This is a genomic window from Brevundimonas sp. FV1ye4L, from assembly GCF_058681255.1.
Map to the genome: position 1 here is coordinate 3,086,535 of NZ_CM178734.1, position 21,293 is coordinate 3,107,827.

General features: G+C 67.5%; 27 protein-coding genes and 1 tRNA gene. 17 read left to right on the top strand and 11 right to left on the bottom strand.

The features are described 5' to 3' along the window. Window positions 1-2: 2 nt before the first annotated feature. From ACW17X_RS14880 to ACW17X_RS14890, 3 genes are all read right to left on the bottom strand, one after another. Window positions 3-281: an HU family DNA-binding protein gene (locus ACW17X_RS14880; RefSeq protein ID WP_008263548.1), complete on the bottom strand. Its 279-nt coding sequence runs from the start codon at window positions 279-281 to the stop codon at window positions 3-5. Window positions 282-394: 113 nt separating this feature from the next. Then, complete coding sequence (gene fliP, locus ACW17X_RS14885) at window positions 395-1,204, bottom strand: flagellar type III secretion system pore protein FliP (protein ID WP_492098563.1); 810 nt, start codon at window positions 1,202-1,204, stop codon at window positions 395-397. Continuing rightward, window positions 1,201-1,476 carry a flagellar biosynthetic protein FliO gene (locus ACW17X_RS14890; RefSeq protein WP_271163761.1) on the bottom strand — a complete coding sequence of 92 codons (276 nt, stop codon included), beginning with the start codon at window positions 1,474-1,476 and terminating at the stop codon, window positions 1,201-1,203. The genes fliP and ACW17X_RS14890 overlap by 4 nt, the downstream gene beginning before the upstream one ends. A gap of 139 nt (window positions 1,477-1,615) precedes the next feature. Here ACW17X_RS14890 and flgB point away from each other — a divergent pair, with 139 nt between their 5' ends. Genes flgB through fliE form a run of 3 tightly spaced genes read left to right on the top strand, consistent with a single transcriptional unit; the run spans window position 1,616 to window position 2,772 of the window. Beyond that, window positions 1,616-2,023 (top strand): flagellar basal body rod protein FlgB, encoded by a 408-nt coding sequence (gene flgB / locus ACW17X_RS14895; protein WP_492089046.1) that lies wholly within the window; start codon window positions 1,616-1,618, stop codon window positions 2,021-2,023. A 16-nt stretch (window positions 2,024-2,039) separates the two neighbouring features. After that, window positions 2,040-2,459: a flagellar basal body rod protein FlgC gene (flgC, locus tag ACW17X_RS14900; RefSeq protein WP_492098565.1), complete on the top strand. Its 420-nt coding sequence runs from the start codon at window positions 2,040-2,042 to the stop codon at window positions 2,457-2,459. 10 nt (window positions 2,460-2,469) lie between these two features. Continuing rightward, window positions 2,470-2,772: a flagellar hook-basal body complex protein FliE gene (gene fliE / locus ACW17X_RS14905; protein ID WP_492098567.1), complete on the top strand. Its 303-nt coding sequence runs from the start codon at window positions 2,470-2,472 to the stop codon at window positions 2,770-2,772. A gap of 16 nt (window positions 2,773-2,788) precedes the next feature. Here fliE and ACW17X_RS14910 read toward each other — a convergent pair whose 3' ends face one another. After that, a complete protein-coding gene (locus ACW17X_RS14910) occupies window positions 2,789-3,598 on the bottom strand; it encodes a metallophosphoesterase family protein (protein ID WP_492098569.1) in 810 nt (269 codons plus the stop codon). A 44-nt stretch (window positions 3,599-3,642) separates the two neighbouring features. Then, window positions 3,643-4,233, bottom strand: a complete 591-nt coding sequence (locus ACW17X_RS14915) for a polysaccharide biosynthesis/export family protein (RefSeq protein ID WP_492098571.1) — start codon at window positions 4,231-4,233, stop codon at window positions 3,643-3,645. A 209-nt stretch (window positions 4,234-4,442) separates the two neighbouring features. On the opposite strand from ACW17X_RS14915, the gene ACW17X_RS14920 reads away from it, so the two are divergent. Together ACW17X_RS14920 and ACW17X_RS14925 are read left to right on the top strand one after the other, a co-directional pair. Then, complete coding sequence (locus tag ACW17X_RS14920; RefSeq protein ID WP_492098573.1) at window positions 4,443-5,405, top strand: transglutaminase-like cysteine peptidase; 963 nt, start codon at window positions 4,443-4,445, stop codon at window positions 5,403-5,405. Window positions 5,406-5,600: 195 nt separating this feature from the next. Beyond that, window positions 5,601-6,734, top strand: a complete 1,134-nt coding sequence (locus ACW17X_RS14925) for a cell wall hydrolase (protein WP_492098575.1) — start codon at window positions 5,601-5,603, stop codon at window positions 6,732-6,734. Between the two features lie 4 nt (window positions 6,735-6,738). On the opposite strand, the gene ACW17X_RS14930 is transcribed toward ACW17X_RS14925, so the two are convergent. Next, on the bottom strand, window positions 6,739-7,650 hold the full coding sequence (locus ACW17X_RS14930; protein ID WP_492098577.1) for a WecB/TagA/CpsF family glycosyltransferase: 912 nt from the start codon (window positions 7,648-7,650) through the stop codon (window positions 6,739-6,741). A gap of 47 nt (window positions 7,651-7,697) precedes the next feature. Then, window positions 7,698-8,054 (bottom strand): VanZ family protein, encoded by a 357-nt coding sequence (locus tag ACW17X_RS14935; protein WP_492098579.1) that lies wholly within the window; start codon window positions 8,052-8,054, stop codon window positions 7,698-7,700. Between the two features lie 207 nt (window positions 8,055-8,261). Between ACW17X_RS14935 and ACW17X_RS14940 the strand changes: the two genes are divergently transcribed. The 7 genes from ACW17X_RS14940 (at window position 8,262) to ACW17X_RS14970 (ending at window position 13,648) form a co-directional block, all read left to right on the top strand. Further along, window positions 8,262-8,348, top strand: a tRNA-Leu gene (locus ACW17X_RS14940). Between the two features lie 126 nt (window positions 8,349-8,474). Then, window positions 8,475-9,089 (top strand): ribonuclease D, encoded by a 615-nt coding sequence (locus tag ACW17X_RS14945; protein ID WP_492089055.1) that lies wholly within the window; start codon window positions 8,475-8,477, stop codon window positions 9,087-9,089. Window positions 9,090-9,092: 3 nt separating this feature from the next. Further along, window positions 9,093-9,767, top strand: a complete 675-nt coding sequence (lptC, locus tag ACW17X_RS14950; RefSeq protein ID WP_492089056.1) for an LPS export ABC transporter periplasmic protein LptC — start codon at window positions 9,093-9,095, stop codon at window positions 9,765-9,767. After that, window positions 9,764-10,282 (top strand): LptA/OstA family protein, encoded by a 519-nt coding sequence (locus ACW17X_RS14955; protein ID WP_492098581.1) that lies wholly within the window; start codon window positions 9,764-9,766, stop codon window positions 10,280-10,282. Before lptC ends, ACW17X_RS14955 begins: the two co-directional genes overlap by 4 nt. A 37-nt stretch (window positions 10,283-10,319) precedes the next feature. Next, window positions 10,320-11,114, top strand: a complete 795-nt coding sequence (gene lptB / locus ACW17X_RS14960) for an LPS export ABC transporter ATP-binding protein (protein WP_492098582.1) — start codon at window positions 10,320-10,322, stop codon at window positions 11,112-11,114. Between the two features lie 681 nt (window positions 11,115-11,795). After that, window positions 11,796-12,803, top strand: coding sequence for a UbiA family prenyltransferase (locus ACW17X_RS14965; RefSeq protein WP_492098584.1), 1,008 nt, complete (start codon window positions 11,796-11,798; stop codon window positions 12,801-12,803). A gap of 11 nt (window positions 12,804-12,814) precedes the next feature. Further along, a complete protein-coding gene (locus ACW17X_RS14970) occupies window positions 12,815-13,648 on the top strand; it encodes an RsiV family protein (RefSeq protein WP_492098586.1) in 834 nt (277 codons plus the stop codon). Here ACW17X_RS14970 and ACW17X_RS14975 read toward each other — a convergent pair whose 3' ends face one another. Genes ACW17X_RS14975 through ACW17X_RS14985 form a run of 3 tightly spaced genes read right to left on the bottom strand, consistent with a single transcriptional unit; the run spans window position 13,649 to window position 15,222 of the window. Then, window positions 13,649-14,581 (bottom strand): alpha/beta fold hydrolase, encoded by a 933-nt coding sequence (locus ACW17X_RS14975; protein ID WP_492098588.1) that lies wholly within the window; start codon window positions 14,579-14,581, stop codon window positions 13,649-13,651. It lies immediately after the preceding gene. A gap of 39 nt (window positions 14,582-14,620) precedes the next feature. Further along, window positions 14,621-14,818, bottom strand: a complete 198-nt coding sequence (locus ACW17X_RS14980; RefSeq protein ID WP_008264044.1) for a helix-turn-helix transcriptional regulator — start codon at window positions 14,816-14,818, stop codon at window positions 14,621-14,623. After that, window positions 14,815-15,222: a hypothetical protein gene (locus ACW17X_RS14985; protein ID WP_492098590.1), complete on the bottom strand. Its 408-nt coding sequence runs from the start codon at window positions 15,220-15,222 to the stop codon at window positions 14,815-14,817. The genes ACW17X_RS14980 and ACW17X_RS14985 overlap by 4 nt, the downstream gene beginning before the upstream one ends. A gap of 126 nt (window positions 15,223-15,348) precedes the next feature. On the opposite strand from ACW17X_RS14985, the gene ACW17X_RS14990 reads away from it, so the two are divergent. From ACW17X_RS14990 to ACW17X_RS15010, 5 genes are all read left to right on the top strand, one after another. Next, window positions 15,349-15,999 (top strand): class I SAM-dependent methyltransferase, encoded by a 651-nt coding sequence (locus ACW17X_RS14990; RefSeq protein WP_492098591.1) that lies wholly within the window; start codon window positions 15,349-15,351, stop codon window positions 15,997-15,999. 125 nt (window positions 16,000-16,124) lie between these two features. After that, window positions 16,125-16,436, top strand: coding sequence for a hypothetical protein (locus ACW17X_RS14995; RefSeq protein WP_492098593.1), 312 nt, complete (start codon window positions 16,125-16,127; stop codon window positions 16,434-16,436). Window positions 16,437-16,501: 65 nt separating this feature from the next. Then, window positions 16,502-17,353, top strand: a complete 852-nt coding sequence (gene ypfJ, locus ACW17X_RS15000; protein WP_492098594.1) for a KPN_02809 family neutral zinc metallopeptidase — start codon at window positions 16,502-16,504, stop codon at window positions 17,351-17,353. A gap of 115 nt (window positions 17,354-17,468) precedes the next feature. Further along, on the top strand, window positions 17,469-19,106 hold the full coding sequence (gene pgm, locus ACW17X_RS15005; protein WP_492098596.1) for a phosphoglucomutase (alpha-D-glucose-1,6-bisphosphate-dependent): 1,638 nt from the start codon (window positions 17,469-17,471) through the stop codon (window positions 19,104-19,106). A 232-nt stretch (window positions 19,107-19,338) separates the two neighbouring features. Beyond that, the gene (locus tag ACW17X_RS15010; RefSeq protein ID WP_492089063.1) at window positions 19,339-20,874 is read left to right on the top strand and encodes a DEAD/DEAH box helicase; all 1,536 of its coding nucleotides are present in this window, start codon (window positions 19,339-19,341) and stop codon (window positions 20,872-20,874) included. A gap of 67 nt (window positions 20,875-20,941) precedes the next feature. On the opposite strand, the gene ACW17X_RS15015 is transcribed toward ACW17X_RS15010, so the two are convergent. After that, the gene (locus ACW17X_RS15015; RefSeq protein WP_492089062.1) at window positions 20,942-21,265 is read right to left on the bottom strand and encodes a YnfA family protein; all 324 of its coding nucleotides are present in this window, start codon (window positions 21,263-21,265) and stop codon (window positions 20,942-20,944) included. Window positions 21,266-21,293: the final 28 nt, after the last annotated feature.

A 21,293-nucleotide genomic window follows, 5' to 3' on the forward strand; every position in this document is an offset into this window, starting at 1 on the left:
CCTTAGCCGTTGACGGCGTCCTTCAGCGGCTTGGACACGCGGAAGCGAACGGCCTTGGAGGCGGCGATCTTGATGGTCGCGCCCGTGGCCGGGTTGCGGCCTTCACGCTCGGCGCGGGCGGCGGTGTCGAAGACGCCCAGGTTCGAGATGCGCACGTCGCCGCCGGCCTTCAGGCTGGCGTGGATGTTCTCGACGATGGCGGTCAGCACCTTGCCGGCGTCGGCCTGCGAGACACCGGCGTCCTTGGCGACGGCGGCGATCAGTTCGGCTTGAGTGGTCATAAGAAACATTTCCAGTGTTAGTCGCCCGATTCAGGGCGAGGACTGGGGGATCAACACGGATTTCTCCCGGTATTGCAAGCGGGTAAAAGGCGCAAAGCCTTATGGGGCGGGGATTATCCGGTTCCGGACGCCCGTTGGAAGCTCTCGACCAAGCTTCCCGCGACCAGTCTCCAGCCGTCCACCAGCACGAAGAAGATCAGCTTGAAGGGCAGGGAGACCACCACCGGCGGCAGCATCATCATACCCATGGACATCAGCACGCTGGCGACCACCAGATCGATGACAAGGAACGGAATAAAAAGAAGAAATCCGATCTCGAACGCCTTCTTCAACTCGCTGATCATGAAGGCCGGCGTGACCACCCGCAGGGGCAGATCCTGCAGGTTGGTCGGGGCCTCGACGCGGCTCAATCGGGTGAACAGGGCCAGGTCTCCGCGGTCCACCTGGGCCAGCATGAAGGTTTTCACAGGTTCCGACGCCGCATCGAAGGCCTGGGGCAATTCCATCTGCTGATCCAGCAGCGGACGGATGCCCGAATCATAGGCGTCCTGCCAGGTCGGGGCCATGACGATGGCGCTCAGGAACAGGGCCAGGGACACTAGAACCGCGTTCGGCGGCGACTGCTGCATGCCCAGGGCCGTCCGCAACAGCGACAGAACCACGACGATTCGCACGAAACTGGTGGTCATGATGACGATCGACGGCGCCAGCGACAGCACGGTCATCAGCCCGACCAGCTGCACCACCCGCTGGGTCAGGCCCGCGCCCGTTCCCAGGTCGATGTTCAGCGACGATCCCCCCGCCGCCGCATCCTGGGCGAAGGCCGCCAGCGGCCAGGCCAGGCAGACCAGGCTGGTGAACAGCGACAGCAGGGCCGCGCGCTTCAGCTCGGCGCCTGTGGGGATCGTGAAAATCCCCTTCACTTGAAGATCTCCGTCTGGCGCGGCTCGATCAGTTCGCGGCCTTCGCCCAGCAGGATCAGCCGTTCCTCCTCGTCGATCCGCACTAGGACCAGCCGCCGCGCGGGGTCCAGCACCAGGGTCTCGACCACCTGCATCCGCCGCTCGCCGCGCTGGGCGTTCAGCCTGGCCATCAGCTGCGGGGCGTAGCGGCGCGCCGCATAGGCGGCCAGGCCGATCAGACCCAGGGTAAAGGCCAGGCCAAAAACGGCGCGGGCGAGATCGAGGAAATTCATACGCTTAGGGCCCCGCGCTGTCGGCGCTGTTCCCAGAGTCTTAACCACCACGGTTAACGATGGGTTTAGATAACGGCCTGTTAACCATGCAGGCGGCATTTTCTGCCCATCGCGCACATCTGCGCCACGGGAGATCGCCATGGGCGTCGCCGACATTCCGCTGCTGGGGCAGATCAAGGGCCGGCTGGGCTGGCTGGACGAACGCCAGCGGGTCATCGCCGAGAACGTGGCCAACGCCGATACGCCCGGTTACGGCGGCCGCGATCTGAAACAGCCGACCGACTTCGCCGCCGCCCTGCGCTCGGGCGGGGGGCTTCAGGTCGTCCGCACCAACCGCGCCCACATCGCCCCCGCCGTCAGCGCGCCGCGCTTCGACGCATCCAAGTCGCCGGACTCCGAGACCACGCTCGACGGCAACTCGGTGGTGGTCGAGGAGCAGATGCTGAAGATGGCCGAGAGCCGCATGGCCTATGACGCCGCCATCGGCTTCTACCAGAAATCCATGTCCATGATCCGCATGGCCGCGCGCAAGCCCGGCGCGGCTTGAGACGAAGGACTGATCCATGCCTGATCCCATCCCCCCCTCGAACAGCGCCATGGCGGTGGCGGCCTCGGCCCTCAAGGCCCAGCAGTCGCGCATGCGCGTCATCGCCGAGAATATCGCCAACGCCCAGTCCACCGCCCGCACCCCCGGCGGCGAGCCCTATCGCCGCCAGATCCCGGTCTTTCAGGCGCGCGAGGTCGACGGCGCAACCGGTGTGGTCCTGGCCGAGGTTCGGCCGGACCAGAGCGACTTCAATATGGAATATGATCCCTCGCACCCGGCCGCCAATGAGCAGGGCTATGTGATGCGGCCCAACGTCAACACCCTGGTCGAGTCCATGGACATGCGCGAGGCCCAGCGCGCCTACGAAGCCAATCTGAACGTCATCGAGACGGCGCGGTCGATGGACAGCCGCACCCTCGACATCATCAAACGCTGAGGACTAGGCCATGAACCCGATGATGGCCGCCCGCGCCTACGCCGCCGTTCAAGGCGCGGCCATGCCCACGGCGGCGCAACCGCCCGCCTCCGGCGACAACGGCTTCGCCGACCTGGTTAAGAACGCCATGACCGACATGACGCAGCAGTCCAGGGCGGCCGAGACCCAGATGACCCAGTCGATCCAGGGCAACGGCAATCTGATCGATGTCGTGACCGCGCTCAGCTCGGCCGAGGCGTCTCTGGAAACCGTGATCTCGGTCCGCGACCAGGTGATTTCCGCCTATAAGGAAATCATGGCCATGCCGATCTGATCGGCCGCGCCTGATTTCACAGCGGGCCGCGGCTTAGGCTGACCTGTCCGCCGGCCGAGGCCGTCTGCACCAGCTCGCGCGTCTCGCCCTCCAGCCTCAGCGCCGTCAGCACGCCGGTGGCGTAGGCGCCGGTGTCCAGGCCGATCCGGCGGTGATCCGCGTGGACGGCTTCCGTGGGCGTATGGCCATGGACGACGACCCGCTCGAACGGGGCAGGGTGGTTCAGGAATTCGTGCCGCACCCACATCAGCTGCTGCGGATCCTGCTGGTCCAGCGGCACGCCGGGTTCGGCCCCCGCATGGGCGAAGAAATAGTCCCCCAGGCTAAAACTGTAGTCCTGGGCGGCCAGGAAGGCGCGCTGGCGCTCATCGACGGCGGCGTTCAGGGCTTCGCAGGCGGCGGCCCATCCGGCGGCGTCGGTCTTGTCGAACGGCGGGCTCACCCCATACGAGGCCAGGGCCTCGCGACCGCCATAGTCGCACCAACCCGGTCCCATTTCGGGATCGACCAGGAAGGCCTCCATCCGGTCCTCGTGATTGCCGCGCAGGAAGTGCAGCTCGAACAGGCCGCGGCTACGCAGGCCGGCCAGCAGGTCGATGACCCCCTTCGAGTCCGGCCCCCGGTCGATATAGTCGCCCAGGAAGATCAGCAGTTTTCGGCTTGCGGTCGAGGCCTCGAGGTCCGCGATCATCGCCTCGACCAGGGGCGTCAGCAGGTCCAGCCGCCCGTGGATGTCCCCCACCGCCCAGGCCGCCGTGTCCTCCGGCGTCGAGGCCTTGCGGCGCTCGGGTTCCAAAGGGCGGCGTTTGAACAGTTTGGCGAACATCCCCCTAGATCAGCAACCGCCGGGGGCTTGGCAAGCCTGTCGCCTCAGAAGAAGCGCTCGCCGATGCGGATGGTGTCCCCCGGCGCCACCTGGGTCGCCGTCGTCAACGGATAGGCCTGTTCGCCCGTGCCGTCGGCGCGCTTGATATAGACCTGACGGGTATTGGCCCGGTAGGTGAAGCCTTCCGCCGTGGCGACCGCGTTCAGAACCGTCAGATTGTTGGTGTAGGGATATTCGCCCGGCTTGTTCACCTCGCCCAGAATATAGAAGGGACGATAGTTCAGAACCTCGGCCGAAACGCGCGGCTCGTTGATATAGCCCTTCTTCAGGGACTCGGCGATCTCGGTCTGGAACTCCGTAATGGTCAGGCCGGCGGCCTGGACTTCGCCGATCAGAGGCATGGAGATCCGGCCGCTGCCGCCGACGATGAACTCGCCGGTCAGGCCTTCTTCGCCATAGACATTGACCCGGACCTTATCCGCCGCGCCCAGCCGATATTCAGGCACGGTGCGGACCACGCTGGGATCCACCGCCGTCTCCGCCAGCCCGGCCGCCGCCAAGGGGCCGGCGCCGCACGCGGCGACGGTGAACATCAAGGTGAGCCCCAGAAGAGCCGCACTCAACCAATTCCGCATGATCGTCATCCCTCGCTTCGTTCCAGCATAGCGCAAGCCGCCCGATGTTTCCAAGGCGATGCATGCGGCGCCGCAGCAAAGATCGGGCCGCAGATGAAAACGCGCTTAATCCCGCTGAAACCAATCTTCTACAGCACCGCTAAACCGTACTTCTAAGGCTCATATTGATACGGCTCAGGCAGGGTGATCCCATGAAACAGGGATCGCCCATGTCGATTGTTCGCTCACCGCGCCGCCCCGGCGTGATCGGCGCCGCCGTCTTCGCCACCGCCGTCTTCGTTTCGGGGGCCGCCGTTGCGGGACCCCGACCCGCCGGGCCGGCGCACATGCCTGTCGGCCCCGCCGCCGCAGCCCCGGCCGGCTTCCTCGACTTCTGCGAGCGTTCGCCCCGCGACTGTGTCGCCCCGGGCGAGCGGGTGAATCTCGCCGAGATGCGCGCGCGCGCCAATTCCCTCTATTGGGCCGGCGTATTCGGAAACACCGAACAGGTCGCCTCCAGCCGTCCGGCCGCGACGCGTCCGGCCTCAGGCGCCTCCAACGGCTTCGACTGGAGCCGGGTCTTCCCCCAACGCGCCGCCGCTCCCGCCGTCTCGGATCCGCGTCGCGAAGGCGTCGCCGTGGCGATGGAGGACGTCGCTGCACCGGCCGTGGAAGCGGGCGCTGTCCAGGGCGACGCTGCGCCTTCAGCCGAGGATTTCGGTCGTGACGTCTCTGCCCGCGTAAGGGATCTGGACCGTTCCCGCGCGCGTCCTGAAGCGATCAAGACCGCCCCCGTCATCGCCTTGTCGGACGCCGACTGGAAGATGATCGTAGGCATAAATCGTCAGGTCAATCGACAGATCCGCAGCGGCTCGGACGCCCGAGTCTACGGCGTCGGCGACTACTGGGCGGTTCCCAACGGCGAGCGCGCCCGAGGCGATTGCGAAGACTACGTCCTGGCCAAGCGCCGCGCCCTGGTTCGCGCCGGCTATCCGGTCGGCGCCCTATCCATCGCTGTGGTCGAGACCCGCTGGGGCGAGATCCACGCGGTGCTTCTGGTGGCCACGGACCGGGGCGACTACGTCCTCGACAATCTGACCGGTCGCATCTCGCGATGGGATCAGGCCGACTATAGGTGGCGCGAGCGTCAGGCCCCCGGCAAGACTTTCGAATGGGTCCGCATGGCGGGCTGAGCTCGCTTTACCCAAGATTTTTTGTTCCCGTCCTGATACAAGAGCGGCCAGCACTGGGTCGAAACGGCACAGGGCGGCGTGGCGTTTCCTTGTTCCTCATCCTGAAAACGGCGTCGTCATCGCGGCGCCGCACTTGCTGTGTGTGGATTGATCGGACGCCCCGCGCGGCCCTGCGTCCCCTCTGCCGGAGCAAGAATGACCATCGACCGCGAAACGCCTTCCACGCCGCCGCCCTTCGCCGGACCGCGTCGGCCACGCCCGACGCAGCGGCCGCGGCGCCGTATTCGTATTCGTCGGATTCACGTGATTGGCTTGGCGCTTCTGGCCCTGGCGCTCGCCGTGGCGGCGGTTCTGGTGTTCCGGTCTCAGGGCGCGGCGCGCGGCGCGCCCGCCCTCGTCCGTCCGACTGGACTAGCGCAACAGACCCCGGGCGGCATGCAGCAGATGCTGGACACCACCCTGGCGCCCGACGAAATCCGTCCGATCACTCCGGACGAGGCGCGGGCGTTCAACGCCGCCCTGCCGTTCTCGACCCTGCCGATCCTTTCGGCCAAGCCCTTCATCATGCCGGCTGACAAACTGGAGGACTACGCCCGCGCCCTCGATTGCCTGACCGCCGCCGTCTATTATGAGGCGGCCAGCGAGACGGCGGCGGGGCAGGCGGCGGTGGCCCAGGTGGTGATCAACCGCATGCGCCACCCGGCCTATCCCAAGACCGTCTGCGGCGTGGTCTTCCAGGGCTCGGAACGCGCAACGGGCTGCCAGTTCAGCTTCACCTGCGACGGCGCCATGACCCGTCCGCCTTCGCCCGAGGGCTGGGCGCGCGCCCGTCTGGCCGCCGGCGGCGCCCTGAACGGCTTCGTCGCCTCCGGCGTCGGCATGGCGACCCACTATCACACCGACTGGGTCGCCCCCTACTGGGCCGAGCGTCTGGTCAAGATGCGCCAGATCGGCACCCACATCTTCTATCGTTGGGGCGGGGGCTGGGGCCTGCCGCCCGCCTTCACCGGCCGCCATGCGGGCGTCGAGCCGACGATCGAGAAGATGGCCCTGGTGGCGACGCCGATCGAGCCGCTGGAGCTGGACGATCCCTTGCTGGCCCCACCGCCGCCCGTTGTGGTCACCATGGCGCCCCCGCCGCCGCTCGCCCTGCCGTCGTCGACGCCGGTTCAGGCCCCGGTCGCGCCCCGACCCGCGCCGGCCCCGGTCTCCAGCGCGCCGCCCCCGCCGCCGGCGGCCACAGCGCGTCCGGTCGTCGAGAATCCCCTGACGACGCCGTCGGGCGAGTCCCAGCCCCGCCGCCGCTCCCGGATCGCCGCGCCGTCCTGATCGGTCAGGCGCCGCGCGGGAAATTATCGACGGGCGGGGCGCCGAAGTCCTCGGTCCGTCGGGCCTGCTTGCCGACCATGCGACGCCGCGCCGCGCGCAGGTCGCGGATCGCCAGCGGGATCAGCGCCCAGGGTTCGACGCAATAGCGGGTGAACAGCCGACGCGGATCCTGCAACAGCCGATAGGCCCATTCGACCCCGGCCCGGCCCATCCAGCGGGGCGCCGGCGTCTGGGTTCCCGCCTCATAGTCGAAGGCCGCGCCGACCGAGAAGATCACGCAGTCGGGCAGGGCGTCGAACACCGCCAGGGTCCACAGCTCCTGGCGCGGCATCCCCATGCCGACGAACAGGATATGCGGCTTGAACGCCTGAATCTCGGCGACGATCTCGGCGTTGTCGGCCGACCCAGGCGTGGCGTCGAAGAAGCCGTGGCGGGTGCGGATTTCGGCCTTGGGATAGCGGGCGCCCAGGCGTCGCGCCGCCTCCTCGCCCACGCCGGGCTCGCCGCCGACCGACATCACGCGCCATCCCTTGCGGTCGGCGACGCTCCAGAAATGGTCGCGCCAGTCCAGATAGGTGCAGCGGTGAAAGCCCCGGCTGTGCAGGCCCAGGGCCCGCGAGAACCAGATCATCGGCGTCGAATCCACCTCGATCATCTCGGCCTTGTCGTAGAAGGGCCGCATCTCGGGATGTTTCTGGATCAGATACAGGCTGTGCAGATTATGGTTGGCGACCAGGCTCTTGCGGCCCTCGGCCACGGCGTCCTGAACGTGGTGCAGCACCTCTTCGGGCTTAACCAGATCGACCAGCTGGCCGAACATATGCACCCGCTCGCGCCGCCGCCGCCGCTTGCGATAGGCCGCGCGGGGGCTGGTGCGACGCTCTTTCGTCGGTGAAATCTGGGACGCGTCCGCCATGCCCCATCCATAGGGGGCAGGCCTCAAAGCGGGGTAAGCGAACAGGCTTAACGCGCGGGAAACAGATCCGGCTTCGCCCGTTCGGCCCAGGCGCGCAGGGCGGAGGCCGCCGCTATTCCTACCCCGTCCGCCATCAGGTCGAACAGATTGGCCGACCGTCCACTGAGCCCCTGAACCCCCTCGACGCCCGCGCCCAGGGCCAGGGCCAGCAGGGCCGTGCGCCACACCCCCAGGCCCGGCGCGATCAGGGTCAGGCAGACGGTGATGATGAAGAAGCCGATGGCGTGCGCCGGCTTGTCGCTCAGGCCGATACCCTCCTCGGCCCCCTGAAATGGACCGAGCATGGCGACGAACAGGATAAGCAGCGCCAGGACGGCGCCGCCGCGAAGGACGGTCAGAATCACGGGCGCACCGATCAAGGGGAGGAGAAGGCGCGGAAAACAGACGCCACCCTAGTCGCAGACCCGCCGAATGGCCACCCGCCGGGGGTTACGGCCGCGCTTGCGAAATAAAACCGACCTCCGACGAAAAATCCCTGTTGACCCCGCCCGGACCCTCCCTTAGAGGTCCGCGCCTTCCCGATGGAAACGCCGCAAGGCGCTGCCGACGGGGCCCAGATGGCGGAATTGGTAGACGCGCTGGCTTCAGGTGCCAGTGGCTTAACGGCCGTGGAGGTTCGAGTCCTCTTCTGGGCACCATATTATAAGCGGCGTCGTGTTTTCGGACACGGCGCCGTTTGCTTTTTGGGCCTATCGCCTCGCGCGCGGCGATAGGCGGCTTGAGGCCGCTTTCGACCTTTGCCCTGCGCGTGTAAGAACCTGACCATGACCGTTTACCTGCACGAGGGCGACCTGCCCGACGACCTGGACTTGGGACCGGACGTCGCCATTGATTCCGAGACCATGGGCCTGCGCTTCCGCCGCGATCCCCTGTGCGTGGTCCAGCTGTCGTCCGGCGACGGAAACGCCCATGTCGTGCGGCTGAACCGTCCCGACTATGACTGCCCGAACCTGAAGCGGCTGCTGACCGATCCGGCGGTGACCAAGATCTTCCACTTCGGCCGGTTCGACATCGGCATGTTCCTGCTGCACCTCGGGGTCGAGACGCGGCCGGTCTATTGCACCAAGATCGCCTCCAAACTGGCCCGCACCTACACCGACCGCCACGGCCTGAAGGATGTCGTGCGCGAGACGGTCGGCGTCGACCTGTCCAAGGCCCAGCAGTCGTCCGACTGGGGCGCGGCCGAATTGACCCAGGCCCAGCTGGACTACGCCGCCTCGGACGTCCTCTACCTGCATGCCGCCCGCGCCAAGCTGGACCTGATGCTGGCGCGCGAAGGCCGCACCGAGCTGGCGGCCCGCTGCTTCGACTTCCTGCCGGACCGTTCGGCGCTCGATCTCGCCGGCTGGGACGAGATCGACATCTTCGCCCACAGCTGACCCGTGACCGCCCCCCGCGACCCCATTGGCCCCGGTCATACAGGCGACGAAGCCGACGAGGCGCGGGTGGTCCTGGCCGGCGCGCGCTGGCGGGCGCATTCGCGGCGGGTCAAGCTGTTCCGCCGCATCCTGCCGATCATCATCCTGGTGCTGGCGGGCGGCGTCCTGACCTGGACCGTGTTCCGCACCGTCATGTCGGGGGTCGAGCGCAAGGCCAGCCAGGGCCAGGAGGTCCGGCTCGACAAGCCTCTGTTCCACGGCCAGGACGCGCAAGGCCGCGCCTTCACCGTCGGCGCCCAGGGCGCGATCCGCGATCCGGCCACCGGCCATTTCCGCCTGGTCGGCCCGGCGCTGAAGCTGAACCTGGGCGGCCGCAAGGTCACCGAAATGACCGCTGACGGCGGCACCTACAACGAACAGGCCAAGACCGTGACCATCGGTCCGAACGTGCGGATTTCGGACGGCGGCTCCGGCTTCGTCCTGACTACGCCCGAGGCGGTGGTCGACACCTCGACCGGAATCATCACGGGTTCACGGGGCGTTCAGGGCGCCGGCCCTATTGGAACCATCAACGCTTCGTCCTATGCGATCTATGATCAGGGCGAGCGCGTGGTGTTCAAGGGCTCTGGCGACACCAAGATAAGCGGGACCATCAATCCCTCGGGATCAGGCGAATGACGGCGATGACATCGAAAACCTCCCTCAGTCGCGCTGCGGCGGCCCTGGCGGCGCTCAGCCTTCTGGCCCTGCCCGCCGTCGGCGACGCCCAAACCACGAGCGGCGCCTCCAGCCAGCCGATCGCCTTCGGCGCGGACGACGGCGAACAGACCACGGACCGCATCAGCCTGCGCGGACGCGCGGAAATCACCCAGGGCCAGAACCGTCTGCGGGCCGAGGCCATCACCGCCTTCCGCGACGCCCAGGGCGAGTTCACCCGCGTCGAGGCCACGGGGACCGTCTATTTCGTCACCCCGACCCAGACCATGCGCGGCGATCGCGCCGTCTACACCCTGTCGAACGGCGAACTGGTCGTGACCGGCGACGTCATCCTGAACCAGGGCAAGAACGTCCTGACCGGCGGACGGCTGACCTATAACGTCAACACCGACGCGGCGACCATGTCGGGCGCCCCGCGCGGCGCCGGCGCCGGCAGCCGCATCCAGGGCGTCTTCTATCCCAACGGGACGAACTGAGGCTTCGGCCCCGGTCGCGCTGAGCACGGATCACGATTTGGCCCGCAAGGAACTCTCCGCCCTGAACCTGGCCGACCGGCCTGCGGCAAAGCCCGAGCCGGCGGCTCCGGCTGCCGAAAAGGGGCTGCGGGTGCGCAACATCGCCCGCGCCTTCGGCCAGCGTCAGGTGGTGCGCGACGTCTCCCTGACGGTCCAGCGCGGCGAGGTGGCGGGCCTGCTGGGCCCCAATGGCGCCGGCAAGACCACCTGCTTCTACATGATCACCGGCCTGATCCCGCCCGATTCCGGCTCGATCTGGCTGGACGGCGAGGACATCACCGGCCAGCCCATGTACCAGCGCAGCCGCATGGGCCTGGGCTATCTGGCCCAGGAGGCCTCGATCTTCCGCGGCATGACGGTCGAGCAGAACATCAAGGCGGTGGTCGAACTCAACTATCCGCGCGACCAGCTGGAGGTTGAGACTGACCGCCTGCTGAACGAACTTCACATCGACCACCTGCGCCACGCCCCGGCCACGGGCCTGTCGGGCGGCGAACGTCGCCGTGTCGAAATCGCCCGCGCCCTGGCCGGCCGGCCGTCCTTCATCCTGCTGGACGAACCCTTCGCCGGCATCGACCCCCTGGCCATCGCCGACATCCGCTCGGTCATCCGCTATCTGGCGGGGCAGGGGATCGGCGTCCTGATCACCGACCACAATGTCCGCGAGACCCTGGACATCACCGACCGCGTCTCGATCATCTCGGGCGGCTCGGTCCTGTTCGAAGGCACCGCCGACGAAGCCGTCAACGACCCCGAGGTCCGCCGCGTCTACCTCGGCGAAAACTACGCCTGATCCAGACCCTCCCCCATTCTTCCTTCTCCCCTTGCGGGAGAAGGTGCCCCGCAGGGGCGGATGAGGGGTCAGTTTCCGTCTCCGCAGAGCAACCCCTCATCCGACCTCGCTCCGCTCGGCCACCTTCTCCCGCAAGGGGAGAAGGGAAACCTCGGACACCCCAGCGCGCACAATGACGCTGCCTCGCTCTCAAAGAATTCAACGCTCTAAAAGAATCTCACCCGCCACTTCTAACCACTCCTCAAAACGCGCGCATAATCTTCCCCGGTCTCGTCGCTAGGAGGGCTCGTAAGGCCTGCGACCTTGCGGCGGCGGGAGCGTAGGGATCAGGGGCGGGGGTGGGATCCCCTCGCGCCGCATGACGGTGCATCGGTGGGCTCATCCCGCGCAGAAACGTCGGCGGAGGACACGGGGTTAGGAACCCGGTCGCACTCGGGACGGTCCTCGCAGGGATCGCCGACCTGACGCAGGCCATGGGGAAGAGGCATCACAACTGCCGCTTCAATATCCCCGGCCGGCAGAAACACCCTGCGCGCGGAGCGTCTGTCTTCGTCGAAACGGTAAAAACTATTCACTCCGGGCGAGGCCCGGCGCTCCGTCCTGCCCTCCACAACTCCGCCGAAAGGACGGAGCGCTTCGTCACGCCTTCACCCTGTCCCCCATTCCGGCTAAGCCATGCCCATGACCTCCGCCCCTCTTCCCGACGCCGGCGCCAACTGGGTGGATCGCCATGCGCCGGAGCGGCTGAAGCCCTGGCTGAAGCTGGGTCGGTTCGACCGGCCCATCGGCATCTGGCTGCTGCTCCTGCCCGGCTGGCAGGGCATCGCGCTGGCCCTGGCCCAGTATCGCCAGCCGCCCGGCCCCTATGATCTGTGGCTGTTCGTCGGCTTCGCCATCGGGGCCTGTCTGATGCGGGCCGCCGGCTGCGCCTTCAACGACATCGTCGACCGCGACTTCGACGCCCAGGTCGCCCGCACCGCGCTGCGCCCCATCCCCGCAGGCCTGATCTCCGTCAAACAGGCCTGGGCCTTCGTGGTCGGCTGCAGCCTGGTCGGCCTGCTGATCCTTTTGACCCTCCCCGTCGTCGCCATCCTGCTGGGCGTCGGTTCCCTGGCTCTGGTCGCCGCCTATCCCTTCATGAAACGGATCACCTGGTGGCCCCAGGCCTGGCTGGGCCTGACCTTCAACTGGGGCATCCTGATGGGCTTCGCGGCAGCCTTCTCAATAGAAGCCAAAACGATATGGGTCTTGAAGCTGACGAGCTTCGGATATCCAGGTCATGATGTGTACGAAGCTCTCGGCCCAGCCGACTATCTCACACCCCTATTCCTTTACCTCGGCGCCGTCTTCTGGACCCTGGGCTACGACACAATCTACGCCCTTCAGGACATCGAGGACGACGCCATGGTGGGCGTCAAATCCTCGGCCCGCCGCCTGGCCTCTGCCGTCCGCCCCGGCGTCGCCGTCTTCTATGTCATCAGCCTGATCCTCGCCGCCTCGGCCGGCCTCGCCGCCGGCCTCGGTCCGCTGTTCTGGCTGGGTCTGGCCCTTTACGCCGCCCATCTGACCCGCCAGGTCCTCCGCCTCGACCGCACCGACGGCGCCCTCGCCCTGAAACTGTTCAAGTCCAACCGAGAGGCGGGCTTCATCCTGCTTGCCGCCCTCGCCCTCGGATCCCTCGGCCTGTGAAGGAGCCCCCCATGACCTCCACCGTTCGCATCCTGCTGCTGTCCGCCGCCGTCGCCGCCGCCTTGGCCGCCTGCCAGAGGCGCGAGGACAAGGCTGACGCCCCCGCGCCGACCCCGACCGCCGCCGCCCCGGTCAGTCCCGCCGCCGCCGGCGCGCCGATGGGCTTCGATTCCAAGACCCAGTACGCCACCGTCAAACTGACCCTGCCGGACGCAGTCAAATCCAAGCCCGACCTGCACGCCCCCCTCTACGCCGCCGCCGTACGCGACCTGCGCCAGTTCTCCGAAGGCGCCCAGGCCGACCTGTCCGAGGCCGGCGGCGGCCCCGGCGGCTACGAGAAGACCATCGCCTTCGACCCCGGCGCCGAGACCGGCAAGCTGTTCAGCCTAGCCCGCACCGATTTCGAGTTCACCGGCGGCGCCCATCCCAACACCAGCTTCTCGGCCGTCCTCTGGGACAAGGCGATGAAGAAACAGCTGGGCTTCGCCGACCTGTTCCGCCCCGGCGCTGACCTGTCCGGCCTGAACAAGGCCCTGTGCGACGCCGCCAATGTCGCCAAACAGGCCCGCTCTCCGGGCTCCGAAAGCGCGACCCCGGGCGGCGACATGTGGTCCTGCCCCAAGGCGGTCTCCACCCCCTTCGTCCTGGCCCCCAGCACCACGCCGGGCAAGGCGGGCGGGGTGATCTTCCTGATCGGCGCCTATCAGATCGGCCCCTATTCGGACGGCCCCTACCGGATCGCCGTGCCCCAGTCGGTCTTCCGCGCCCTGCTCAACCCGGCCTACGCCGACGAGTTCGCCGGCGCGCCGGTCAAGGCCGGGGACGTGACGCCCAAGGGAGGCTGATCAATCCGCCAGGAACTGATCCACCAGCTCAGCAAACCGCTGCGGCTGGTCGGCCATGATGAAGTGCCGGCTGCCGTCGACGCGGATCAGCTTGACGTCGGGCAGGGCCGCATACTCCCGGCTCCACAGGGCGTCGGCCCTGGCGGCCGGTACGCCGCCGTCGGCGTCCGAGGCGTACAGGGCCGTCACCGGCGTCGTCATCGCCGCCAGGTTCGGCCGCACATCCGTGGTCATCACCTCACGGATGGCCGTGGCCAGGGCCCGACGATCCGACGCCAGCGCCCATTCGACCATGGCGACCCGCGCCGCCGGATCCCGCGCCAGACCGATCGCCCCCTGCTGCTGGGCCGCCCGCATCGCCGCCTCGTCCTGGGTCAACAGGCCTTGGGCCGCCTGATCGGCGAAGGGCCGCGCCGTCGCCGGCGTCACCTGCGGACCGAACAGGGCCGAAAAGAAGGGCAGATTATCGACCGCCATCACCCGCCCCACCGCCTCGGGATGACGCTGGGCCAGCATCAGGGCCGACAGACCGCCCATCGAATGGCCGATGACTGCGGGCTTGCTCAGCCCCGCCGACTGCACATATCCCGCCAGGGCCTCGACCGCCGGCTCCAGCAGAGGTCCGTCCCCATGCGTCCAGGCCTCTCCGGCAAAGCCCGCCAACTGGACCAGATGCACCCGGTGCGTCGCCTTCAACCGATCCGCCGTGGCCCGCCACACCTCCCGCGAACAGCCGAAGCCGGGGATCAGGATCACATCGGGGCCGGCTCCCACCACCTCGACCGACAACCGGTCAGAGACGAAGGCCTGAGCCTGAGCGGCCGGCTGGGCGAAGGCCGCAGTGACGCCGACCATCAGCGACGGCGTGCAGACCGCCAGACCGAACAGGGCGGCGCGCAGGCGCGGGCGCGCCTTGAAGAAGGCGTTGAACATCGGATGTCTCCCTTGGATTTTAGGTTTGGTCCGCCGCCGTCAGGCGTGCGGGTTCTCGAAGATCTCCTCGACCGGTCGGTCGAAGGCCGCAGCGATGCGGTAGGCCAGGTCCAGCGACGGATCGTGCCGCTCGGTCTCCAGAGCGATCACCGCCTGTCGCGACACGCCCAGCGCCTGGCCCAACTGCTCCTGGGTCCAGCCGCGCTCGACGCGCAGCAGCTTCAGACGGTTCTTCATCGGCTGGTCCGGATGAAGGGCGCGGTCAGGCCGTACATGCCCCAGAACAGCGGCACGATCAGCCAGGTCTCGATATGGGGCGCGCCTGCGAAGCTCTCGCCGAACCCCCAGAAGGTCGCCACCGCCATCGCCAGCCCCGAGGCGACGATGAACTGTTTCGCCGTCACGCCGCGCACGAACTCATCGCTTTCCCGCATCAAGGCCAGAACGGCCCAGATCTGGCCGATCACCGGCGCTGAAACCGCCGCCGCCAACAGCCAGGCCGCCGGCTTTCCCATCACCTCGTCAAAGGCGTCGGTCGTCATCATGGCCACGCAGATGGCCACATAGGGGAGGGTGAAGGCCATGGTGCGAATGACGTATCGCCGGTGCGCCGGGGTGGTTGATTTTCCGAAAGACAGCATGTCCGCCTCCTTGTGTAAGGCGAACCTGACACCCATCCAATGTCATGTCAACCTGACTTTTTGTCAGGCCAACATTACTGCGTCGCCGCGCTGTCGCCGCGAGGTCAGCACCGCTACCCTGACGCCATGACCATCCCCGACCCCGCCGCCTTCATCCGCGCCAACACGCGGCTTCAGCCCGTGCCCCATGCACCGGAAATCTCGCTGTGGCTGGCGGACGAGATCACCCCCATCTGGCGGCTGACGGAAGTGGAACTGGGCGAACTTGGCCTGCCCCCGCCCTTCTGGGCCTTCGCCTGGGCCGGCGGTCAGGCGCTGAGCCGCTACCTGCTGGACCACCCACACGAGGTCGCCGGCAAACAGGTGCTCGACTTCGCCGCCGGCTCCGGCCTGGTCGGCGTCGCCGCCATGCGGGCCGGCGCCGCTTCGGTCCTGTGCGCAGACATCGACCCCTTCTGCCAGGCCGCCGTCGCCGCCAACGCCAAAGCCAATGGCGTGACGCTGGCCTTCACCGATCAGAACCTGCTCGACGCCCCGCCGCCCCCGGTCGACGTCATCTGCGCCGGCGACATCTGCTACGAAAAGCCGATGACCGACGCCGTGCTCGCCTGGCTGGCCCAAGCCCGCGCCACGGGAACCCGCGTCCTGATCGGCGACCCCGGCCGCACCTATTTCCCGCGCACCGGCCTGGACTTCCTCGCCGAGTACAGCGTCCCCACCACGCGAGAATTGGAGGACCTTGAAATCAAACGCTCTTCAGTCTGGGCCATGCCGTGACCGCCGGTTCCGCTTGGCCCAAAGGCCAGACTTCCCATATGGTGTCGATGTTGAAGTCGCTTGTTCTTTCCACGCTCTTTTTGACCGGCGCAGCCTCCGCAGGCGTGGCTCAGACGCGGCCCTATATGCCCCCTTATACCGCCTATCCGGGGGGCGCTCCGGCGGCGATCGCCGACCAGCACCGCTACGAAAACGACCGTCTGCGGCGTCAGGCCGAGACCAATACGGCCCTTGCCCGCCGACAGCAGGCGGAGACCTATCAGCGGAGACTTGAGATCGAGGCCGCCCGCGAACTGGCGCCCCCCTCCAGCGGCCCTGCTCGCCCCTTGTACACCGTCGAACAGGAACGCCGCCTCCGCGAGGGCGCTGCGGCGCGACGCGAAACCATACGCCAAGGCGTCAGTCAGATCGACGATTGGCTGGATCAGGCGCAGTAACGCATCCCTTCAGCCGCCGTCGCGTTACGGCCCGGCTTGGGATCGAATTGGGCGGAGGAAAATCGATGCGCTGGCAGGGCGGACGGACGGGCGGGGGCGGTATTGAGGATCGCAGGGGCCTAGGTGGAGGCGCCTTGGCGGGCGGCGGCATCGGCGTCGGCGTCCTGGCCGTCATCGGCTACCTCTTCTTCGGCATTGATCCATCGACCACGACCCAATTGGCCAGTCAGTTCGGCGGCGTGGGCGCGGAACAACAGGGCGAGGTCGGCACACCCAAGGATCAGGCGGGCCGCTTCGTCGATGTGATCGGCGGCAATATCAATGACGTCTGGGCTCAGAAGCTGAACGGCTATCAGCAGCCCAGCGTCGTCTTGTACGAGCAAGGCACTCAGACCGGCTGCGGCTACGGCCAATCCGCCATGGGCCCCTTCTATTGCCCGACCGACCGAACAGTCTATCTGGACCTTAGCTTCTGGCAGGAAATGGAAACTCAACTCGGCGCATCCGGCGCCGATTTCGCCCGCGCCTATGTCATTGCCCATGAGTTCGGCCACCACGTCCAGACCTTGACTGGAACCTCCGACCAGGTCCGCCAGGCTCAACAGCGCGCCCAGGGCGAGGCCGAAGCCAATCAGTATTCAGTGGCTCTCGAACTACAGGCTGACTGCTACGCAGGCGTCTGGGCCAGAAACGCCTCCGCCGTCTCGAACGGTCAGGTCGCTTTGGAGCCTGGCGACATAGAGGAGGGCATGAAGACGGCTCAGGCGATCGGCGACGATACTCTGCAACGGCGCAGCGGTGCGCGCGTCTCCCCCGAGAGCTTCACCCACGGCTCTTCCGCCCAACGGGTCGAGTGGCTGCGGCGCGGCTATCAATCCGGCGATCCTGCCGCCTGCGACACCTTCAGTTCAAGCTGAGAATCAACGGGCTTTCAATCCCACGTCGCAAATGTAACTCATGAAAGAGACGCCGGAACGCCTCCCCGCCGTATCGGCTTAAGACCACCTTACTTTTGAGACGGATGGACTCCGCATGCACCCTCGCGCCGGCCAACAAGCCCTTCCGGAAGACTTGATTGATCTGGACGCCCTGGTGGGCGCGTATGAGGCCGGACGCCCGGACATGGCCGATCCCGCCCAACGAGTCGTGTTCGGCACCTCGGGCCATCGCGGCTCCAGCCTGGACGGCGCCTTCAACCAGACTCACATTCTGGCTATCGCTCAATCAGTTGCTGAATACCGCGCCGCGCAGGGGATCACCGGCCCCCTGTTCGTCGGCCGGGACACCCACGGCTTGTCGGAGCCTGCCTGGCGCACGACGCTGGAGGTTCTGGTCGCCAACGGCGTCGAAGTGTTGATCGACTCTCGCGACGGTTTCACCCCGACCCCCGCCGTGTCGCACGCCATTCTCACGTACAACCGGGCCAACACGCGTCAGGCGGACGGAATTCTGATCACCCCGTCGCACAACCCCCCCCGCGACGGCGGCATCAAATACAATCCTCCCTCGGGCGGCCCGGCCGGCAGCGAGGCCACGTCCGCCATCGCCGCCCGCGCCAATCAGCTGATTGAGGGCGGCCTCGCTGAGGTGAAGCGCGTCCCGTTCGACAAGGCCTATGCGACGGCCGGCCGGTTCGACTTCCTGTCCGCCTACATCGACGACCTGCCCAGCGTGCTGGATCTGGACATCATTCGCGACGCCGGCGTCCGCATCGGCGCAGACCCCCTGGGCGGCGCAGCTGTGGCCTATTGGGGCGAGGTCGCCGACCGCCACCGGCTGAACCTGACCGTGGTCAATGACGCGGTCGATCCGCGCTGGGCCTTCATGCCGCTGGACGCCGACGGCAAGATCCGCATGGACTGTTCCTCGCCCAGCGCCATGGCCAATCTGATCCAGATGATTCAGGGCGGATCGGCCTATGACCTGGCCTTCGGCAATGACGCCGACGCGGACCGCCACGGCATCGTCACCCCCGACGGCGGCCTGATGAACCCCAATCATTTCCTGGCGGCCGCCATCGCCTATCTGTTCGCCAATCGTCCCGGCTGGGGCCCGGATGTGGCGGTGGGCAAGACCCTGGTCTCGTCCTCCATGATCGACCGCGTCGTCGCCGGCATGGGCCGCCGTCTGCTGGAAGTGCCCGTCGGCTTCAAGCATTTCGTGCCCGGCCTGCTGGACGGAACCGTCGGCTTCGGCGGCGAGGAATCGGCGGGGGCCTCCTTCCTACGCCGCGACGGCACGGTCTGGTCCACCGACAAGGACGGCCTGTTGCTGTGCCTGCTGGCGGCCGAAATCCAGGCCCGAACGGGCCAGAGCGCCAGCCAGCTCTATACCGGCCTGACCGAACAATACGGCGCCCCCGCCTATGCCCGGATCGACGCCCTCGCCGACCGGGCTCAGAAGGCGCGCCTGGCCGCCCTCAGCCCCGCCGACGTCACAGCGACGACCCTGGCCGGCCAGCCGATCACCGACATCCTGACCAAGGCCCCCGGCAATGGCGAAGCCATCGGCGGACTGAAGGTCGTGACCGCCGATGCCTGGTTCGCCGCCCGCCCGTCGGGCACGGAGGACGTCTACAAGATCTACGCCGAGTCCTTCCTGAGCTCGGATCACCTGGCCCAGGTCCAGGCCGAGGCCAAGACGGTGGTGGCCGCCGCCCTGGCGGGCTGAGCGGCCCGAGACTTGACTTTGCGGCCGCAAGCGCCCATTTGCGCTGCGTCGCACAATCGCGATCTCCGGCGTCTCCAGCGCGTGTGGGTCCTTCCCGGACCTGTCTGTAGAAGCCGCCGGCCCCTCAAGTTCATTCGCTGCCCGGACACGCGGGGCGGCGCCCGATCCACCCCGCAGGCTTCATTCGAAGCCCGGCCGGGACTGGCGGTGCGCGGCCCTAAGGCGTCATGCCATGGCTGAAAGCGCTCTGCCGCACGCGAAAGACACTGCTGTGAGCACCACATTCGAATCCATGGGCCTGAACAAGGCCCTTCTTCAGGCGCTGGCGTCGGAAGGCTACACCAAGCCGACCCCGATCCAGGAAAAGGCCATCCCCGACGTCATGCAGGGCAAGGACCTGCTGGGCATTGCCCAAACCGGCACCGGCAAGACCGCCGCCTTCGCCCTGCCGATCCTGCATCGCCTGGCCGAGAACCGCATCGCCCCCAAGCCGCGCACGACGCGCGTGCTGGTCCTCTCGCCCACGCGTGAACTGGCCACCCAGATCGGCGACAGCTTCAAGGCTTACGGCGCCCACCTGGGCTTCCGGGTCGCGGTCATCTTCGGCGGCGTGAAATACGGCGCCCAGGAGCGGGCCCTGCAACAGGGGCTGGACATCCTGGTCGCGGCGCCCGGCCGTCTGCTGGACCATATCCAGCAGAAGAACCTGGACCTGTCCTCGACCGAGATCTTCGTGCTGGACGAGGCCGACCAGATGCTGGACCTGGGCTTCATCAAGCCGATCCGCCAGATCGTCAGCCGCATCCCGGCCAAGCGCCAGAACCTGTTCTTCTCGGCGACCATGCCGACCGAGATCGGCAAGCTGGCGGGTGAGCTGCTGAAGGACCCGGTCAAGGTCCAGGTCACGCCGCAATCCACCACCGTCCAGCGCATCAGCCAGTCGGTTGTCCACGTCGAACAGGGCCGCAAGCGCGCCCTGCTGACCGAAATGTTCAGCGATCCCGAGTACACGCGCTGCCTGGTCTTTACTAAGACCAAGCACGGCGCCGACAAGGTCGCGGCCTATCTGGAAGCGGGCGGGGTCGAGGCCGGCGCCATCCACGGCAACAAGTCCCAGCCCCAGCGTGAACGCACGCTGGAAGCCTTCAAGAAGGGCAAGCTGCGCGTCCTGGTCGCCACTGACATCGCCGCGCGCGGCATCGATGTGGACGGCGTCTCGCACGTCGTGAACTTCGAACTGCCCCATGTGCCGGAAAGCTATGTCCACCGCATCGGCCGCACCGCGCGGGCGGGCAAGGACGGCACCGCCGTCAGCTTCGTCGCCGGCGACGAGATGAAGCTGTTGAAGGATATCGAAAAGGTCACGCGCCAGAAGATCCCGGCCATCGACCGCCGCAACGACAAGGCCCTGGGCCAGCTGGACGCCACCATCATGGCGACCGGCGTCGGCAAGAAGGCGACCATGCCTGAACGCGAAGGCGGCGACCGTAATGAAGGCGGCCGCGGCGGTCGTGGACGCAGCCGCGTCCCGCATCGCGACGGCGTCCGTCCGGAAGGCGGCGGCCAGCCGCATCGTCAGCGTCGCAACCGTCCCGGCGAAACCCCGGCGGCCCCGCGTCCCGAACGCGCCTACAACCCCCTGGCCGGCGAGCGCGTCCCGTCGATCAACGACAACGTCAAGCCGGCGGAGGGCGAAATGAAGCGCCGTCCGCGTCGTCGCCCGTCTAACGGCGGCAAGGGCTATAGCGGCGGCGCCGCCAAGGCCTGACCCCCAACGCGTTTACCCCGTGCGAAATCAGCTGAGTTGGACCCCGTCCAACTCAGCTGAGATTTCCCTATTCGCGCAGGCCGAACAGGATGATCCCCGCCCCGACCAGGCAAACCGCGCCGCCGATCAGGTCCCAGCGGTCGGGGGGCGTCTTCTCGACCATCGCCATCCAGACGAGAGACGCGCAGATATAGACCCCGCCATAGGCGGCGAAGGCCCGGCCCGCCGCGTCGCTGGGGACCAGGGTCAGCAGTCCGGCGAAAGCGATCAAACAGATCACGCCCGGGGCCAGCCACAGCGGCGAGCGGTCCAGCTTCAGCCAGGCCCAAAAGGCGAAACAGCCGGCGATCTCCGCCAGCGCTGCGATCGGGTATATGAGGGCCAGCTTCATGACGGCTTCTTACGCGGCCTTTCTTCCC

Excerpts from the sequence above, each read along its gene's own strand:
- ACW17X_RS14880 (WP_008263548.1), bottom strand. The coding sequence starts at position 281 with ATGACCACTCAAGCCGAACTGATCGCCGCCGTCGCCAAGGACGCCGGT.
- ACW17X_RS14890 (WP_271163761.1), bottom strand. The coding sequence starts at position 1,476 with ATGAATTTCCTCGATCTCGCCCGCGCCGTTTTTGGCCTGGCCTTTACC.
- ACW17X_RS15010 (WP_492089063.1), top strand. The coding sequence starts at position 19,339 with ATGGCTGAAAGCGCTCTGCCGCACGCGAAAGACACTGCTGTGAGCACC.
- ACW17X_RS14965 (WP_492098584.1), top strand. The coding sequence starts at position 11,796 with ATGACCTCCGCCCCTCTTCCCGACGCCGGCGCCAACTGGGTGGATCGC.
- ACW17X_RS14985 (WP_492098590.1), bottom strand. The coding sequence starts at position 15,222 with ATGCTGTCTTTCGGAAAATCAACCACCCCGGCGCACCGGCGATACGTC.
- ACW17X_RS14980 (WP_008264044.1), bottom strand. The coding sequence starts at position 14,818 with ATGAAGAACCGTCTGAAGCTGCTGCGCGTCGAGCGCGGCTGGACCCAG.
- ACW17X_RS15015 (WP_492089062.1), bottom strand. The coding sequence starts at position 21,265 with ATGAAGCTGGCCCTCATATACCCGATCGCAGCGCTGGCGGAGATCGCC.
- ypfJ (WP_492098594.1), top strand. The coding sequence starts at position 16,502 with ATGCGCTGGCAGGGCGGACGGACGGGCGGGGGCGGTATTGAGGATCGC.
- ACW17X_RS14975 (WP_492098588.1), bottom strand. The coding sequence starts at position 14,581 with ATGTTCAACGCCTTCTTCAAGGCGCGCCCGCGCCTGCGCGCCGCCCTG.
- ACW17X_RS14945 (WP_492089055.1), top strand. The coding sequence starts at position 8,475 with ATGACCGTTTACCTGCACGAGGGCGACCTGCCCGACGACCTGGACTTG.
- ACW17X_RS14920 (WP_492098573.1), top strand. The coding sequence starts at position 4,443 with ATGTCGATTGTTCGCTCACCGCGCCGCCCCGGCGTGATCGGCGCCGCC.
- ACW17X_RS14995 (WP_492098593.1), top strand. The coding sequence starts at position 16,125 with ATGCCCCCTTATACCGCCTATCCGGGGGGCGCTCCGGCGGCGATCGCC.
- flgC (WP_492098565.1), top strand. The coding sequence starts at position 2,040 with ATGCCTGATCCCATCCCCCCCTCGAACAGCGCCATGGCGGTGGCGGCC.
- ACW17X_RS14915 (WP_492098571.1), bottom strand. The coding sequence starts at position 4,233 with ATGCGGAATTGGTTGAGTGCGGCTCTTCTGGGGCTCACCTTGATGTTC.
- ACW17X_RS14990 (WP_492098591.1), top strand. The coding sequence starts at position 15,349 with ATGACCATCCCCGACCCCGCCGCCTTCATCCGCGCCAACACGCGGCTT.
- ACW17X_RS14955 (WP_492098581.1), top strand. The coding sequence starts at position 9,764 with ATGACGGCGATGACATCGAAAACCTCCCTCAGTCGCGCTGCGGCGGCC.
- pgm (WP_492098596.1), top strand. The coding sequence starts at position 17,469 with ATGCACCCTCGCGCCGGCCAACAAGCCCTTCCGGAAGACTTGATTGAT.
- ACW17X_RS14970 (WP_492098586.1), top strand. The coding sequence starts at position 12,815 with ATGACCTCCACCGTTCGCATCCTGCTGCTGTCCGCCGCCGTCGCCGCC.
- fliE (WP_492098567.1), top strand. The coding sequence starts at position 2,470 with ATGAACCCGATGATGGCCGCCCGCGCCTACGCCGCCGTTCAAGGCGCG.
- ACW17X_RS14930 (WP_492098577.1), bottom strand. The coding sequence starts at position 7,650 with ATGGCGGACGCGTCCCAGATTTCACCGACGAAAGAGCGTCGCACCAGC.
- ACW17X_RS14925 (WP_492098575.1), top strand. The coding sequence starts at position 5,601 with ATGACCATCGACCGCGAAACGCCTTCCACGCCGCCGCCCTTCGCCGGA.
- flgB (WP_492089046.1), top strand. The coding sequence starts at position 1,616 with ATGGGCGTCGCCGACATTCCGCTGCTGGGGCAGATCAAGGGCCGGCTG.
- ACW17X_RS14910 (WP_492098569.1), bottom strand. The coding sequence starts at position 3,598 with ATGTTCGCCAAACTGTTCAAACGCCGCCCTTTGGAACCCGAGCGCCGC.